The 15080-nt window shown below is 65.6% G+C and carries 16 protein-coding genes; 6 read left to right on the top strand and 10 right to left on the bottom strand.

Going from position 1 to position 15080, the window contains the following annotated elements; all coding sequences use genetic code 11:
• The first annotated feature begins 21 nt into the window (after positions 1 to 21).
• A complete protein-coding gene (gene amn, locus INS93_RS05275; RefSeq protein ID WP_192980572.1) occupies positions 22 to 1554 on the top strand; it encodes an AMP nucleosidase in 1533 nt (510 codons plus the stop codon).
• A gap of 104 nt (positions 1555 to 1658) precedes the next feature.
• Here the strand turns inward: amn and INS93_RS05280 are convergent, their stop codons facing one another.
• Positions 1659 to 2630: a threonine dehydratase gene (locus tag INS93_RS05280; protein WP_192980573.1), complete on the bottom strand. Its 972-nt coding sequence runs from the start codon at positions 2628 to 2630 to the stop codon at positions 1659 to 1661.
• An 80-nt stretch (positions 2631 to 2710) separates the two neighbouring features.
• Between INS93_RS05280 and INS93_RS05285 the strand changes: the two genes are divergently transcribed.
• Positions 2711 to 4054, top strand: a complete 1344-nt coding sequence (locus tag INS93_RS05285) for a PLP-dependent aminotransferase family protein (RefSeq protein WP_192980574.1) — start codon at positions 2711 to 2713, stop codon at positions 4052 to 4054.
• Here the strand turns inward: INS93_RS05285 and INS93_RS05290 are convergent.
• Together INS93_RS05290 and ahr are read right to left on the bottom strand one after the other, a co-directional pair.
• Positions 4047 to 4484 (bottom strand): acetyltransferase, encoded by a 438-nt coding sequence (locus INS93_RS05290; protein WP_192980575.1) that lies wholly within the window; start codon positions 4482 to 4484, stop codon positions 4047 to 4049. The two genes, INS93_RS05285 and INS93_RS05290, sit on opposite strands and share 8 nt — an antisense overlap.
• 212 nt (positions 4485 to 4696) lie before the next feature.
• Positions 4697 to 5728 carry an NADPH-dependent aldehyde reductase Ahr gene (gene ahr, locus INS93_RS05295; protein ID WP_160017141.1) on the bottom strand — a complete coding sequence of 344 codons (1032 nt, stop codon included), beginning with the start codon at positions 5726 to 5728 and terminating at the stop codon, positions 4697 to 4699.
• 123 nt (positions 5729 to 5851) lie between these two features.
• Between ahr and INS93_RS05300 the strand changes: the two genes are divergently transcribed.
• Entirely contained in the window at positions 5852 to 6472 is a 621-nt protein-coding gene (locus INS93_RS05300) for a pseudouridine synthase (RefSeq protein WP_192980576.1), read from the top strand.
• A 215-nt stretch (positions 6473 to 6687) separates the two neighbouring features.
• On the opposite strand, the gene INS93_RS05305 is transcribed toward INS93_RS05300, so the two are convergent.
• The 5 genes from INS93_RS05305 to INS93_RS05325 all read right to left on the bottom strand — a co-directional run bounded on the left by INS93_RS05305 (position 6688) and on the right by INS93_RS05325 (position 9631).
• A complete protein-coding gene (locus INS93_RS05305) occupies positions 6688 to 7080 on the bottom strand; it encodes a globin (RefSeq protein ID WP_021489453.1) in 393 nt (130 codons plus the stop codon).
• Between the two features lie 83 nt (positions 7081 to 7163).
• Positions 7164 to 7382: a DUF2788 domain-containing protein gene (locus INS93_RS05310; RefSeq protein WP_003240295.1), complete on the bottom strand. Its 219-nt coding sequence runs from the start codon at positions 7380 to 7382 to the stop codon at positions 7164 to 7166.
• Between the two features lie 90 nt (positions 7383 to 7472).
• Positions 7473 to 7952, bottom strand: coding sequence for an Lrp/AsnC family transcriptional regulator (locus INS93_RS05315; protein WP_004424680.1), 480 nt, complete (start codon positions 7950 to 7952; stop codon positions 7473 to 7475).
• Between the two features lie 373 nt (positions 7953 to 8325).
• Positions 8326 to 9207, bottom strand: coding sequence for a cation diffusion facilitator family transporter (locus INS93_RS05320; RefSeq protein WP_192980577.1), 882 nt, complete (start codon positions 9205 to 9207; stop codon positions 8326 to 8328).
• Between the two features lie 4 nt (positions 9208 to 9211).
• Entirely contained in the window at positions 9212 to 9631 is a 420-nt protein-coding gene (locus INS93_RS05325) for a polyribonucleotide nucleotidyltransferase (protein ID WP_192980578.1), read from the bottom strand.
• On the opposite strand from INS93_RS05325, the gene INS93_RS05330 reads away from it, so the two are divergent.
• The 3 genes from INS93_RS05330 to INS93_RS05340 are packed head-to-tail and all read left to right on the top strand — an operon-like array spanning position 9630 to position 13108.
• Complete coding sequence (locus INS93_RS05330) at positions 9630 to 9794, top strand: hypothetical protein (RefSeq protein ID WP_192980579.1); 165 nt, start codon at positions 9630 to 9632, stop codon at positions 9792 to 9794. The two genes, INS93_RS05325 and INS93_RS05330, sit on opposite strands and share 2 nt — an antisense overlap.
• The gene (gene hrpB / locus INS93_RS05335; protein WP_192980580.1) at positions 9760 to 12294 is read left to right on the top strand and encodes an ATP-dependent helicase HrpB; all 2535 of its coding nucleotides are present in this window, start codon (positions 9760 to 9762) and stop codon (positions 12292 to 12294) included. Before INS93_RS05330 ends, hrpB begins: the two co-directional genes overlap by 35 nt.
• A gap of 7 nt (positions 12295 to 12301) precedes the next feature.
• Positions 12302 to 13108, top strand: coding sequence for a TlpA disulfide reductase family protein (locus INS93_RS05340; protein ID WP_160017147.1), 807 nt, complete (start codon positions 12302 to 12304; stop codon positions 13106 to 13108).
• A gap of 4 nt (positions 13109 to 13112) precedes the next feature.
• Here INS93_RS05340 and INS93_RS05345 read toward each other — a convergent pair whose 3' ends face one another.
• On the bottom strand, positions 13113 to 13847 hold the full coding sequence (locus tag INS93_RS05345; protein ID WP_192980710.1) for a substrate-binding periplasmic protein: 735 nt from the start codon (positions 13845 to 13847) through the stop codon (positions 13113 to 13115).
• A gap of 94 nt (positions 13848 to 13941) precedes the next feature.
• Complete coding sequence (locus INS93_RS05350) at positions 13942 to 15033, bottom strand: endonuclease/exonuclease/phosphatase family protein (protein WP_192980581.1); 1092 nt, start codon at positions 15031 to 15033, stop codon at positions 13942 to 13944.
• Positions 15034 to 15080: the final 47 nt, after the last annotated feature.

The raw sequence follows: 15080 nt of genomic DNA on the forward strand, positions 1-15080 counted from the left end.
ATGCGCGAGGCCTGTCGCGCTATGTTTTCGTCACCGTATGCAGGCAAGATAGGGGCGTACGTTCAGTCAGGAAGATGCACTGTGAAAGCCTGCTCAGATGATTTCATCATTGCCCACACCCCCGAAGAGGCGGTCGACCGTCTCGCCGCCCTGCACCAGGAGGCCACCGGTGCGTTGAGCCAGGCGCTCAAGCGTTACCTCAAGGAGCGCATCCGCCCCGATGCCAGCGAACACTGCCTGTTCCGTTATCCCGAATTGCGCCTGACCTACCTGTGCCAGGGCGAGGTGCCGACCACCGTGCGCGCCTACGCCAAGGTGCAGGTGCCGGGCACCTACGCCATCACCGTGACCCAGCCGGCGGCCTTCCGAAAATACCTGCTGGAGCAGCTGCGTCCGCTGATGAACGACTTCACCCTGCGTGTGGAAGTCGGCCGCAGCCAGCAGAACATTCCCTACCCGTACGTGGTCGAGGGCGGTGATGAGCTGGCTGGCAGTGGCGTGACCGCCGCCGAGTTGGCGCGCGTATTCCCCAGCACCGACCTGTCCGCTGCCACCGACGGCACCGCCGATGGCCTGTACGACTGGGAGAACATCGATCCGCTGCCGCTGGCGCTGTTCGACGCGGCGCGCACCGACTTCTCCCTCAAGCGCATCCAGCATTACACCGGCAGCGACTGGCGCCACGTGCAGCCGTGGATCCTGCTGACCAACTATCACCGCTACGTCGATCAGTTCATTCGCCACGGCCTGGACATGCTGGTGGGCGACTCGCGTTTCACCCGCATGGTGTTGCCGGGCAACGTGGTGATCGAGCGCGGCATGGCCGAAGGTGAGATGCAGGCGATCATCGAAAACGTGGTCTGGCACCGCTACCAGATGCCGGCCTACCACCTGCAGGCTGAGGATGGCCACGGCATCACCCTGGTCAACATTGGCGTCGGTCCGTCCAATGCCAAGAACATCACCGACCACCTGGCCGTGCTGCGCCCGCATTGCTGGCTGATGATCGGCCACTGCGGCGGCCTGCGCCAATCGCAGACCATCGGCGACTACGTGCTGGCCCACGCCTACATGCGCCGCGACGGCATTCTCGACCGCGTACTGCCGCCGCATATCCCGCTACCAGCGTTGGCCGAGGTACAGCAGGCGCTGCAGGAAGCCGCCAAGCTGGTGACCGGCGAGCAGGGCGACGAGCTGAAGAAGCGCTTGCGCACCGGCACCGTGCTGACCTACGACGATCGCAACTGGGAACTGCGCTGGGCCCAGGAGCGGCCGTTGATCAACCTGTCGCGCGCCGTGGCGGTGGACATGGAAAGTGGCACCATCGCTGCGCAAGGCTATCGCCTGCGCGTGCCTTACGGCACGCTGCTGTGCGTGTCGGACAAACCCTTGCACAGCGAGATCAAACTGCCCGGCGCGGCAGGCGCCTTCTACGAGCGCGCGGTGACCCAGCATCTACATATCGGTATCGCGGCGCTGGAGCTGATGCGCAGCCAGCTCAACTCGCTGCACTCGCGCAAGTTGCGCAGCTTCGACGAGCCGCCGTTCCGCTGAAGGCTTGAGCGCGGCCAGCAGGCTGCTGTCGCGCTCAGGTATCTGTTTGTCAGCGGTGTGCACAGCGCACCCTACGCCATTCAGCCACCGTTGGTCGGGGGAACTCAGGCCGCGACCGGCGCCTCGTCACGCAGCAGTTCTGCCAGCGCCGCGCGGTCGATGTTGGCGCCGCTGAGCACCACGGCCACGCGCTGGCCGGCATTGAGCTCGCGCTCCTGCATCAGGGCGGCGAGAGCAGCGGCGCCGGCGCCTTCGGCGAGGTTGTGGGTGTCCTCGTGATAAGTGCGGATGGCGGTGCGGATTTCCTCGTCGCCGACCCGCACGATGCGCGCAGCGCCGGCGCGGATCATGTCCAGCGCCAGTTGCTGCGGCTGGCGGCAGGCCATGCCGTCGGCCAGGGTGTCGGCGCGGTCGGTCTGCACCAGGCAGCCCTGCTCGAAGCTCTGCGCATAGGCGTCGGCGCCGCTGGCGACCACGCCGACGATCTCGGTGTCGAGGCCAAGCAGGTCGCGGGTGCGGATCATCCCGCAGATGCCCGAGCCGAGGCCGATGGGCACGTACACCCGGCGCAGGTTCGGCACCGCCTCCAGCAGCTCCAGCGCGTAAGTGGCCACGCCACGCACCAGGTCCTCATGCAATGAAGGCACCCAGTGCAGGTCGTCGCGTTCGGCCAGGCGCGCGGCCTCGGCGCGGGCTTCGTCGAAATCGCGACCATGCTCGATCACCTCGGCGCCGAGGGCGCGCATTGCCGCGTTCTTCTCGCGGGCGTTGCCGTGCGGCACCAGGATGCGGATCGCCAGCCCCGCCGCGCGCGCTGCCAGCGCCAGGCTCTGACCGTGGTTACCACGGGTGGCGGTGACCAGCCCGCGCACCTGCGGCTCGCGGCGCAGCAGGGCGTCGATATAGACCAGTCCGCCGCGCACCTTGAAGGCGGCGGTCGGCGCGTGGTTCTCGTGCTTGACCCAGACCTCGCAACCCAGGCGCTGGGCCAGCAGTGGCCAGGCCAGTTGCGGTGTGGGCGCCATGTGGCGGTGAACCAGTTCAGCGCTCTGGCGCAGTTGGGCAAGGTCGAACATGACGGGCACTCCGAGTGGTGTTGACCCGGATGCTAGTGCGGTGCATTGTATGGGTAAATATTTATATTGCATGGCAAGCAATGTGGCTTCCTGATCTTCAAGACAACTCCCTTCCGACGTATCTCGCGCTGGTCGAGGCCATCGCCGCTGCCATTGGTCGTGGCGAACTCAAGCCCGGTGAGCGCCTGCCGCCGCAGCGACGCCTGGCCTGGACGCTGGGCATCAATCCGAGCACGGTGATGCTCGCCTATCGCGAGGCGGCGCGCCGACATCTGGTCTCCGGTGAGGTCGGGCGCGGTACCTACGTACTCGCCAGCAGCCACGAAGCGAGCCTGTTCCGCCTCAAGCAGCCGGCCGCGCAGGGCGAGCTGATCGACCTGTCGACCAACGTGCCGGTGCATGACTCGGATAACCGCGATCTCTCCACGAGCCTCGCCGCGCTGGCTGCACGTGGCGAGCTGGACGCGCTGCAGGCCTACCCGTCGGCAGCATTGGTCGAGCGCGCGCACCTGGCTGGGGTTACCTGGCTGCGCCGCCGTGGCATGGAGTTGGCGCCGGGTAGCCTGCTGCTCTGCGCCGGAGCTCAGCAGGGCGTCTCGGCCGCGCTGCTGGCGCTGTGCGAGGCAGGCGAGCCGATTCTGGTGGAGCGCTACACCGCGCCGGGGATCAAGGCCGCCGCGCGCCAGTTGCGTCTGCCGCTGCACGGCGTGGCGATGGACGAGCGCGGCATCCTGCCCGATGACCTCGACCGCCTGGCCCGCGCCACCGGGGCTCGTGTCGCGGTGCTCACGCCCTGTTTGCAGAACCCAACCGGCGCCAGCCTGGACGCCGAGCGCCGCACGGCCATCGCCGAGGTGGCGCGGCGGCGCGGGTTGTGGATCGTCGAGGACGATGTCTACGGCGTGCTGGGCAGCGAGGCGCCTTTGGCGGTGCAGCTTCCCGAGCGCTGCCTGCTGATCAGCAGCCTGTCCAAGAGCGTCGCACCGGGGTTGCGCCTGGGCTTTATCGCCGGCGCGCCCGAACTGCTCGAGCGTATCGACCCCGAGGCCCAGGCCACGCGCTGGGCGGTGACGCCGCTTAGCTTGGCCTTGGCGTGTGAGTGGATCGAAAGCAGCATTGCCGATCAGCGCCTGGCCTGGCAGATCGGCGAGCTGCAGCAGCGCTGGCGCCTGGCTGCGCGCGTGCTCGGCCCGCGCATGCCGCAGGGCAGGGCGGTGGCGCCGCATTTGTGGCTCGATGGCGAGCCTCCGGCCGGTTTGGCTGAGGCCTGCCGGCAGCATGGCGTGGAAGTGGTGCCGGCCGAGGTGTTCGCGGTCGAGGCCAGTCCGGGGAACGCCGTGCGTGTAAGCCTTGCGGCGGCAGCCAGCCGGGTCGAACTCAAGCGGGCGTTGGAAGGGATAGTGGCTGCTTGGCCTATCAGCTGAGCGTCATATGCAGGATCGGAAAGGGCCGGCCGCCGCCGTCCAGGCGCGAGCGATCGGTCACCACGAATCCCAGGTGCTGGTAGAACCCCACGGCCTGCGGATTCTGTTCGTTGACGTCGACCCGAGTGGCGCCCAGTTCGTCGATGGCATGGCGCATCAGCCGCTTGCCCACGCCCTGGCCGTGGCAGGCCGGATCGACGAAGAGCATTTCCACCATGCCCTCGTTCGTACCGAGAAAACCCAGTATCCGCCCCGTTTCGTCCCGCGCGCAGGTCAGTTGCACGGCCGGGAAATATTGCTCGCGCAGCAACGGCTTGATCACCTGCAGGTCGCTTTCCGGGAGGAAGTGGTGGGTGGCGCGCACGGCAGCCTCCCAGATGCCCACCAGGGTGGGCAGTTCTGCATCGGTGGGTGTGTCGAGAATCAGCATGCTAATTGGTATCGGTAGGCAAGCGGGGGATGGAGTATACCCGTCGGTTGAGTGTCTCAAGGCCTCTCAACCCTGTAGGTGCGGATTTGTCCTTGGCGCGCAACATCCAGGCGATAGGTAGGAGCCCGCTTGCGGGCGATCCTTCCGGGCCTATGATCGCCGGCAAGCCGGCTCCTACACCCACGTTACGCCGACAGCTTTCGCCCGTGCTGTCATTTGCTGGCGTCGAGTACCACGCGGTAGCGCGCCTTGCCGCTGCGCAGGTGGTCGATGGCCGCGTTCACCTGGCTCATGGGGAATTGCTCGACCTGCGGCAGTATCTGATGCCGCGCGCAGAATTCGAGCATGGTCGCCATGCTCGAGGGCGAGCCCACCGGCGAGCCGGACAGGCTCTTCTGCTGCGGGATCAGGTTGAACACGTGCACCGGGATGGCGCTGGGCACGATGCCGACGAAGTGCAGCCGGCCCTTGCCGCGCAGGGTGCCGAGCAGGGCGATCCAGTCGAGGTCGGCGCTGGCGGTGACCAGAAGGAAATCCAGGCTACCGGCGATCGCCTTCATCGCTGCACTGTCGGTAGAGGCCACCACCTTGTGTGCGCCCAGGCGTTTGGCTTCGTCCTGCTTGTTCAGCGACGAGGTGAAGGCTGTTACCTCGCAGCCCCAGGCATTGAGAAAACGCAGCGCCAGGTGGCCAAGGCCGCCGATTCCGACCACGCCGACGCGGTCGGTGGGCTTGATGTCGAACTCCAGCAGTGGGCTGAACACCGTGGAACCGGCGCAGAACAGCGGCCCGACCAGGGCCGGGTCGAGGCCGTCGGGCAGCGGCACGGCCCAGGCCCAGTGCGAACGCAGGCGGTCGGCGAAACCGCCATGGCTGCCGACGATGGTCGGCTTCACCGAGCGGCACAGCTGGTGCGAGCCTTCCATGCACGAGCCGCAGTGCATGCAACTGCCCTTGTACCAGCCGATACCGACCCGTTGCCCCAGCTTGAGGCCGCGTGCCTGCTCGCCAAGGCGAACGATGGTGCCGACCACCTCATGGCCGGGTATGAAGGGATAGCGCGCATTGCCCCATTCGTTGTCGATCATCGACTGGTCGGAATGGCAGATGCCGCAATACTCCACCGCCACTTCCACTTCTTCGGCGCCAAGCGGGCCAGGGTCGTAGCTCAGGCGCTCCAGCGGTGCCTTGGGGGCGGTGGCGGCCCAGCCGCTGAAGGTGGCGAGTTCGGCACTGTTGCTCATCGGTGGCTCCTGAATGCAGGGGGTGAATCAGCAGCTTAGTAGGTCTGGCTGGGCGTGGAAGCACCATCAGCGGCGCTTATCGTGGGTTACACTGCGCAGCCCAGTTTCATCGAAGTCCGCCGCATGTCTCGCCCGCGCCTACCTGCCAATCACCGCCCTGCCGCTCCCCGGCGCGTCGCCAAGGCGCCGCCTGCCCAGCCGCGTTTGCTGGTGTTGAACAAGCCGTTCGACGTGCTCACCCAGTTCAACGATGAGCAGGGCCGTGCCACGCTCAAGGATTTCGTCGAGGTGCCTGGCGTCTATCCGGCAGGGCGCCTGGATCGCGACAGCGAAGGCCTGCTGCTGCTGACCAACGATGGCCGCCTGCAGGCGCGTATCGCCGACCCCAAGCACAAGCTGCCGAAGACGTATTGGGTGCAGGTGGAAGGCGAGCCGAGCGCTGAGCAACTGCAGCAGTTGCGCGATGGCGTGACGCTCAATGACGGCCCGACCTTGCCGGCCGAGGCGCGGTATCTGGACGAGCCCGAGCTATGGGAGCGCAACCCGCCGGTACGCTTTCGCAAGAGCGTGCCGACGGCTTGGCTGGAGCTGGTGATTCGCGAGGGGCGCAATCGTCAGGTACGGCGCATGACCGCCGCCGTCGGCCTGCCGACCCTGCGTCTGGTGCGCGTGGCCATAGGCCCCTGGTGTCTGGACGGATTGCAGCCCGGTCAGTGGCGCGAGGTGCCGGCGTTATTGCCATAGGGAGCATCATTGCAGGCGAAGTTGGTGCGCACGGCGCACCCTACGGCCGGCGGTATCCCTGTAGGGTGCGCCGCGCGCACCAGGGCACGCCGATTGTTCCCGAGTCGCCGCTGGATGGGTATAGGGGGAGAATGGCGGCGGCCGCGGTGATCAGTGAGGCGCACCGCGCAGCGGACGTTTTGTCGCAGAGGCCGGACCAGCGAGCATGACCTGAATCAATAACCGGCCTTGATCACGGCGATACCTTTGTTCAGCACTTCACGCCAGGCTTGGCGCACGTCTGCGTCGCACTCCTTGTCGTGCTCGCCGATGGTCGCCAGCAGCGCGTCGAGCCACAGGTCGTAGAGTTCGGGGCGAATATCCAGATGTTGGCGCGAGTGCGATTCGCCGAGGGCACGCAGCTTGGTGTCAGGCATGCCGCGGGCGTGCATCACCAGGTTGAGAATGCCCTGGCGCAGCAGCTGCTTTTGCGCGCTCATGTCGGTATCGACGAATTTCTCGCGGATCAGCGGCGAGCTGGCAAGGAAGTGGCGGTAGAAACTGTCGAAGAAATCCGGGCTGGCGCAGCAGCGTCCATAGCTCTGCATCACCAGATTGGCGGCGCTCATGTGTGACTCCTTGGGTAGGCGGCAGGTCGCATCGAGACGATGCCCTGTAAACGATCATATTTAGCGCGGGTTAATGCGCTCGTTCAACCGTGAATGCCGCGCGCGGTCTCGATGATGTAAGTGATGATCGGCTTGGCGAGGAAGGCGAACAGGCACAGACCCAGGCCAAGGAACAGGATGGCGGTGCCCAGGCGACCGGCCTTGGACTTCTTCGCGAGGTCCCAGATGATGAAGAACATGAACAGCATCAGGCCGCCCACCAGGACGTACATCATCAGGGCTTCAAATTGTTCGGTTTCCATGGTGCCTCGTGATTCGGACGGAAAACGCAGGGCGGGAATTATACGCGCCCTGCCCTGGTGCGCGGCATGATCCGCTTCACCCTGCGACTTTCAGTCGCGCAGATGCTGCAAGGGCAACTGCGTGCTGGAGAGAATCTGCTGCAGCACGAAGCTCGAGCGCACGCTGGAAACACCGTCGATACGGGTCAGGGTGCCGAGCAGCAGCTTCTGGTAATGATCCATGTCCGGTACCACCACCTTGAGCTGGTAGTCGGCGTCCATCCCGGTCACCAGGCAGCACTCCAGCACTTCGGGGCATTTGCGGATTTCATCCTGAAAGTGCTCGAAGCGCTCGGGGGTATGCCGGTCCATGCCGATCAGCACGTAGGCGGTCAGGCTCAGGCCAAGCTTCTTGCGGTCGAGCAGGGCGACCTGGCCGGTGATGTAGCCGTCGTCTTCCAGCTGTTTGACCCGGCGCGAGCAGGGCGAGGGCGACAGGCCAATGCGTTCGGCGAGTTCCTGGTTGGACAGGGCAGCGTTGCGCTGCAATTCGGCGAGAATGTTCAGGTCGTAACGGTCGAGTTTGTCCATTTTTAAACTGGCTCATTATTGGATTGCGCTAGATAGTGCTCCTTTAGTTGTTAATTGCGCAATTGGTAAGTTTGTAAGCAATCTTAGCAATCTTATTTCGCAGCCCAAGGCGTAAGCTTTCTCTCAGTTTCACGGCCCGGACGACAAGTCCTACCGGCCTCGCCCAACCAGGTGAGCCGGCGCCGACGGTCCTACCGGATCGCACCGGCACCCGGGTCCGCACTGCCCAACCAGGCGGGCGACGAAAGCGGCGACAGCATCGCCAGCACCGGACAGATTTCCCGAAGGGGCCGCAAGGCCCCTTTTTATTGTCTGGGATTTTTGCGGGAGGCCCCGTGGGCTTTGGCAATTTTCGAGAGGCGGGGCGCTGCGGTCAGTGCTGGACCACTTCCGACGGATCAGCGTGTACCAGCACTTCGGCGCGTGGATATTGCTCATGGATCGCTTTTTCCACGGCCTCGCAGTGCGCATGTGCGTCGGACAGGCTCATCTCGCCCGGCAGCTCCAGGTGCAACTGGACGAACCAGCGCGTACCAGAAATACGCGTGCGCAGGTCATGGGAGCCGAGCACGCCGGGGACGGCATTGGCCAGCTCGTACATATGCCGAGTGGTTTCGCTGGGGAGTTCTTCATCCATCAGTACGCCGATCGCACCGCGTACGATGCTGATGGCGCTCCAGAAGATGTAGAAGGCGATGCCAATGGCGAAGATCGCATCCATCTGCAGCCAGCCGAAACGGGTCAACAGCAAGGCGAGAAGAATACTGCTGTTGAGCAGGATGTCGGAGCGGTAGTGCAGCGAGTCGGCATGAATCGCGGTGGAGCCGGTCTCGCGCACCACTTTGTGTTGGAACATCAACAGCGCGACAGTCAGCGCCAACGACAGCAGCATGACGGCGATGCCGAGGCCTTCGGCCTCCAGCGGCTGTGGCGCTTGCAGACGCTCGATGCCTTGCAGGCCAATGAGGATGGCACTGATACCAATGAACAGCGCCTGGGCCAGGCCGGCCAGCGCCTCCGCTTTGCCGTGGCCATAGCGGTGATCCTCGTCCGCAGGGCGCAGGGCGAAGTGCACGGCGATCAGGTTGATCAGCGAGGCGGCGCTGTCGAGCAGCGAATCGGTGAGGCCGGCCAGCAGGCTGACCGAACCACTCAACCACCAGGCAATCGCCTTGGCCAGCACCAGCGTCAGCGCTACGGTCAGCGCCGCGCGAGTGGCCAGGCGCATCAGCCTGGCATGCTGCGGGTTGTGCATGGACTCAGGCAGCCGGGCGCAGGCCGTAGGCGGCCAGTTGCTCAGCACTGCCGCTGTGCTGGATCAGGCGCGGGTCGTCCAGCGGCAGTTGGTGGCCGGTGCTGGTTTCGATCAGCGTCTTCAGTGCGTACTGGTCGACCTTGCCGTCTTTGCCGATCAGTTGCTTGAGCTGCTGCGGGTCGACTTGAACGGTCTGGCCTTCGGGCAGGTAGATGGCGCCGGTGGCGAAGTCCACGGCGAAGGCGATCAGGCCCGGAATCACGTAGAACAGGATGCCGATGGCGTTGGCCCCGGCGATTACCGGGTCGATCCGGCCTTCGATCTGGCCACGCCGATCCGGGTAGAAGATCGAGCCACAGGCGGTCAGTTGAGCGAGCAGGGTAGCGGCGACAACGCCGACAATAACGCGGGATTTCGTGCGCATGAGCACCTCCAGAAAAAAGTGGCGCAACTATACCAAGGCGATGATTGCAAAACTGCAGGGCGCTGTTTCAGACCAGCAAGTTGACAGGCGGTTCGCCGTTATAATCGCCGGTCTGCCGTGGAGAAATGATGAACATCCTGCCTATCGATTCGCTGCTGCCTGATTTGCGCAATGCGCTGAGCGCCCGCCACGAAGTGGTGCTGGAAGCGCCACCCGGCGCCGGCAAGACCACCCGCGTGCCGCTGGCATTGCTCGATGCGCCCTGGCTGGCCGGGCAGAGCATCCTCATGCTCGAGCCGCGTCGCCTGGCAGCCCGCGCCGCTGCCGAGCGTCTGGCCAGCGAGCTGGGCGAGCGGGTGGGTGAGACGGTCGGCTATCGCATTCGTCTGGACAGCAAGGTAGGGCCGAACACGCGCATCGAGGTGGTCACAGAGGGCATTCTTGCCCGTCGTCTGCAGGATGATCCGGCGCTGGACGGCGTCGGCCTGGTGATTTTCGATGAATTCCACGAAAGAAGCCTGGACGCCGATCTGGCCCTGGCACTGACCCTCAATGGCCGCGCCATGTTTCGCGGTACGGACAGCGGCGAGTCGCCGCTCAAGGTGCTGCTGATGTCCGCCACTCTGGAGGGGGAGCGCCTGGCCGCGCTACTCGGCGATGCGCCGGTGCTGCGCAGTGAGGGCCGCATGTTCCCGGTGGATATTCGCTGGGGCGCGCCGCAGGCGCCCGGTGAGTGGATCGAGCCGCGCGTGGTGCAGACGGTGCAGCAGGCGCTGGCCGACGAGCCGGGCAGCCTGCTGGTGTTCCTGCCGGGGCAGGCCGAGATTCGCCGCGTGGCCGAGCAACTGGGGGATGTCCTGGGAGGTCGCGACGACATCCTGCTCTGTCCGCTGCATGGCGAGCTTGATCTGTCCGCCCAGCGCGCCGCCATCGAGCCAGCACCCGCGGGCAAGCGCAAGGTGGTGCTGGCCACCAACATCGCCGAGACCAGCCTGACCATCGACGGTGTGCGCGTGGTCATCGACGCCGGTCTGGCGCGAGTGCCGCGTTTCGACCCGGCCAGCGGCATGACGCGGCTCGACACCCAGCGCATTTCCCGCGCCTCCGCCACCCAGCGCGCGGGGCGTGCCGGCCGCCTGCAGCCGGGCGCCTGCTATCGGCTGTGGTCGCAGGCGCAGCACGAGCAGCTCAGTTCCTATTCCGGTGCAGAAATCCTTGCGGCTGATCTGGCCGGGCTGGCCCTGCAACTGCTGCGTTGGGGCGTGACGCCACAGGAGCTGAGCTGGCTCGACGTGCCACCGCCGGCCGCTTACGCACAGGCGCTCGATCTGCTCGGCCGCCTCGGCGCCCTCGATGAACGTGGTGCGCTCAATGCTCACGGCCAGGCCATGGCCGAGCTGCCGAGCCATCCACGTATTGCCCATCTGCTGCTGCGCGGCCAGGCTCTTGGCCTCGGTGCGCTGGCGTGCGACCTGGCGGCGCTGTTGTCCGAGCGCGATATCCTGCGCGGCGGTGGCGCCGACTTGCACAGTCGTCTGGCACTGCTTGGTGGCGAAAGCCGCGCCGTGCGCTCGGCCCAAGGCGGCGTGCAGCGCGCCCGGCAACTGGCGAAGCAGTTCCACGGATTGCTTAGAGGCCGGTCGGTAAGCCAGGCCGTGAGCGACCCCGAGCACCCGCGCTGGCTCGGCTGTCTGCTGGCCTTCGCTTACCCCGACCGCATCGCCCAGCAGCGCCGCACCGGTGGCGCCGACTATCGCCTGGCCAATGGTCGTGCCGCGCAGTTCGGTGAAACCGATGCCCTGATGAAGCACGAATGGCTGGTGGTCGCTGATCTGGGCAGCCGCCAGGGCCAGCGTGAGGAGCGCATCTACCTCGCCGCCGATCTCGACCCGGCGCTGTTCGAGCGTGAGCTCGCCGAGCAGGTCGAGGCGCTGGACGTGCTCGACTGGGACGAGCGCGAAGGCGTGTTGCGCGCCGAGCGCCAACGCAAGGTCGGCGAACTGGTGCTGGAACGCCAGGCGCTGGCTGCGCTGGACGAGGCCGCGCGCAGCCGTGCGCTGGTCGGCCTGGTGCGGCGCAAGGGCCTGGAGCTGCTGCCCTGGACGCCCGAGCTGCGTCAGTGGCAGGCGCGAGTGGCGCTGCTGCGCGAGTTGGACATCCAACAGCAAGGGCAAAGCGAATGGCCGGACCTGTCCGATGTCGCGCTGCTGGCCAGCCTCGAACAGTGGCTGACGCCCTACTTGTGCAAGGTCAATCGCCTCAGCCACTTCGCAGGCCTCGACCTGCCGTCGATCCTGCAGACGCTGCTGCCCTGGCCGTTGCCGCAGCGCCTCGACGAGCTGGCGCCGCGTGCGCTGAACGTGCCGTCCGGTTCACGCATCGCCATCGACTACACGGAGCACCCACCGGTGCTCGCCGTGCGCCTGCAGGAGCTGTTCGGCCTGGCCGCCACGCCGCGCATCGCCGGTGGCCGCCTCGGTCTCAAACTGCACTTGCTGTCACCAGCGCGGCGGCCGGTGCAGGTGACCCAGGACCTGGCCAGCTTCTGGGCCAATACCTACCTGGATGTAAAGAAGGATCTCAAGGGGCGTTATCCGAAGCATTATTGGCCGGATGACCCGCTGATTGCCGAGCCCACCGCACGGGCCAAACCGAGAAAATGAGAAGTCGATGCTGACCCTGGATGTCGGGCCCTTGGCCCTTGGTGTATCCCATGTGCTGCTGTTTGGCAGCCTGCTGCTGGCCACACTGGTTGGCTGGTTGATCGGTCGTCGTCACGGCTGCAATCCGGAAAGTCAGTTGTTCCGGATGCTCATGCTGGGGCTGCTGGTGGCGCGGCTGGCGTTCGTGCTGCTGTATGCCGAGTACTACCGCGATGAACCTTGGCGAGTGGTGGATATCCGCGATGGTGGTTTCATCGCCTGGCCAGGCGTGCTCGCAGGGCTGGCGCTGGGTGCCTGGTATCTCTGGCGTCACGCACAATTGCGGCGGCCGTTGGGGGTGGCGATGAGCGTCGGGCTGGCACTGTGGCTCGGCGGCAACCTGATGTTGCATGCGCTGGAGCAGGGCACGCGGTTGCCCGGTCTGCAGGTGCGGGATATGCAGGGTGAGCCGGTGAACCTGCGTGACTACGCCGGTCAGCCGCTGGTGATCAACCTGTGGGCGACCTGGTGCCCGCCATGTCGGCGCGAGATGCCAGTGTTGATGCAGGCGCAACAACGTGAGGCGGCTATCACCATCTTGTTCGTCAACCAGGGGGAAAGCGCTGCGCTGGTGGATGAGTTCCTCGCCGCGCAGCAACTGAGCCTGGACAACCTGCTGCTCGACGAGCAGGTGCAGCTGGGTCAGTTGGTGGGCTCGCGGGCCTTACCCACCACGCTGTTCTACGACGCCGAGGGCCGACAGGTCGGCAGTCATCTGGGCGAGCTGTCGCATGCCAGTCTGGAGCGGGCACTGGCCCGATTGCGGGAAGATTGAAGCGTCAATTCAGCCACAGATCCTCGCCGGCATCCTGCAATTGCTGATACACCCGATCCAGCTCCTCGCGCAGGCGCTCGGCATCAGGCGCACGTCGTGAATAGATCAGCCGCAGCGGCAAGCGCTGTACCTCGACGAAGGGCAGGTCGACCATGCCCAGTGCGCGTTTGGCCTGTTCGACGGGGGCCTGATAGTCCAGCAGGTAGTCGCCGCGTCGGCGCGCCAGCATTTCCAGGGCCGAGGTGTGGTTGGCGGTACGGTGATGAGTGATATTTCGCGCCGGATCTTCCAGCCATTGATTGACGTCCTGCCAGTAGCTGTAGCCGGTGATCAGGATCACCCCGCGATCCTGCAGATCATCCGGAATGCGCGGCGCAGGTGTGTCATGGCGAAAATACAGGTTGAGGGTGATCTCCCCCAGCAGGTGCTTGCCTTCGAGGGTGTGCTCGGCCAGCTCCGGCTTGCCTGAGGCGCCGGCCCAGATATGTATGCTGCCGTCGAGCAGGCCGCTGTAGAGGCGGGCACCGGGGTAGGCGCGAAAGTCTGCCTGGTATCCCGCCTCGTCGAGCAGGCGCGCGGCCAGCTCCAGGCCCGAGCCACTGGGCTGGCCTTGTGCGTCGGTATAGGAAAAGGGTGGAAACTCGTAGTAACCCACGTGAACGCGTTGCCTGGCCTCGGCAGCATGAGCGGCGTGCAGCCATAGCAGGACGATGAATATCAGGCAGAAGCGTCTTGGCATCCGGGTATTGCGGCTCTTGGCCGTCATTTGTTGTTATCGAGTGGTGCCCCACGAGCATGGACAAGTCGCAGTGGACTTGTCCAGTTCTGCACGTTTATTCCTGACTTGGCAGGAAAAAGCGACCGATCACCGGCAAATGGTCGGAAATGGTCAGGGTATCGCGCTGGCGAACCTGGCTGGCGAAGGGCGTCAGGCGCGGGCTGTAGAACAGGTAGTCGAGGGTGCGATCCGGGCCGCTGGCGGCGGGATCATTGGGGTAATGGGTGTACCACCTGGCCTGATCCTCGCCGCTGGCCTGTTGCAGGCTGGGGATCATCGGGTAGCGCCGGGCCAGGTCCTGCAGTTCGCTGTCGGCTGCGTACCAGCTACGTTGATCCTCCGGCAGATGCTGGAACTGGCCGGGCGGCAGCAGGTTGAGGTCGCCGCCCAGCACCCAGGTCTTGTCGCTGTTTTGCAGCTGCTGGAGCAGGCCGTCGGTCATCTCCACCTGGCGCTGCATGGTGTCCGCGCCCTGGGCGAAGGCATCGAAATGGGTGTTGATCGCCACCAGTTCGTCGCCGCCACGAATCGGCAGGTAGCTGACCAGCAGGGCGCGCTTGAGCTGAAACTGACGGCTCAGCAGGTCGCTTTCCAGCATGGGCAGTTGCAGGCGCTCGGCGCGGGCGATCTGGAAGCGGCTGAGGGTACCGAGCTTCATGCCGACGCTGCCGAGGATGCGCGGGTGCGGGACGAAGCCGGCCTTCCAGTAGAACGCCTCGGTGCTGCAGGGGTAAAGGTCGCTCAGGCGCGCCTGTAGCAGGGCCAGCTGATCCTGGTAGTCGCTGGCCCTGGCGTTGTCGTGCAGCTCCTGCAGCAGCACGACATCCGGTTGTTCGTCGCGCAGCACGCGTACCACTTCGTCCAAGGTGACAGCCAGATCGGCGCTGCTCGGGCGCTCATCCGGGCCATCGCCGCCGGGTAGGTCGTACCAGAACACATGGCGTTTGCCGGCCAGGTACTGCACGTTCCAGGTCATCACCTTGAGTGCCTGACCGGGTTGCAGCTGGGCGACCTGGCCAGTGCATGACACGGCTGCCTCCTCACGGGGGAGCGGGCGCCAGGTCAGGCTGTAGACCAGCGCAATGAGCACCGCGAGCAATGGCAGCACAATGAGCAGGAGCAGACGAAGCGGGCGGGGCAGGGACATGGCGAAACGGGCGGCTATGCTGGAAGGAGGCGAGGATACCTGACTGC

Origin of the sequence: Pseudomonas sp. EggHat1 (genome assembly GCF_014892995.1) — a bacterium.
In the GTDB taxonomy this organism is placed as follows: Bacteria; Pseudomonadota; Gammaproteobacteria; order Pseudomonadales; family Pseudomonadaceae; genus Aquipseudomonas; species Aquipseudomonas chaetocerotis.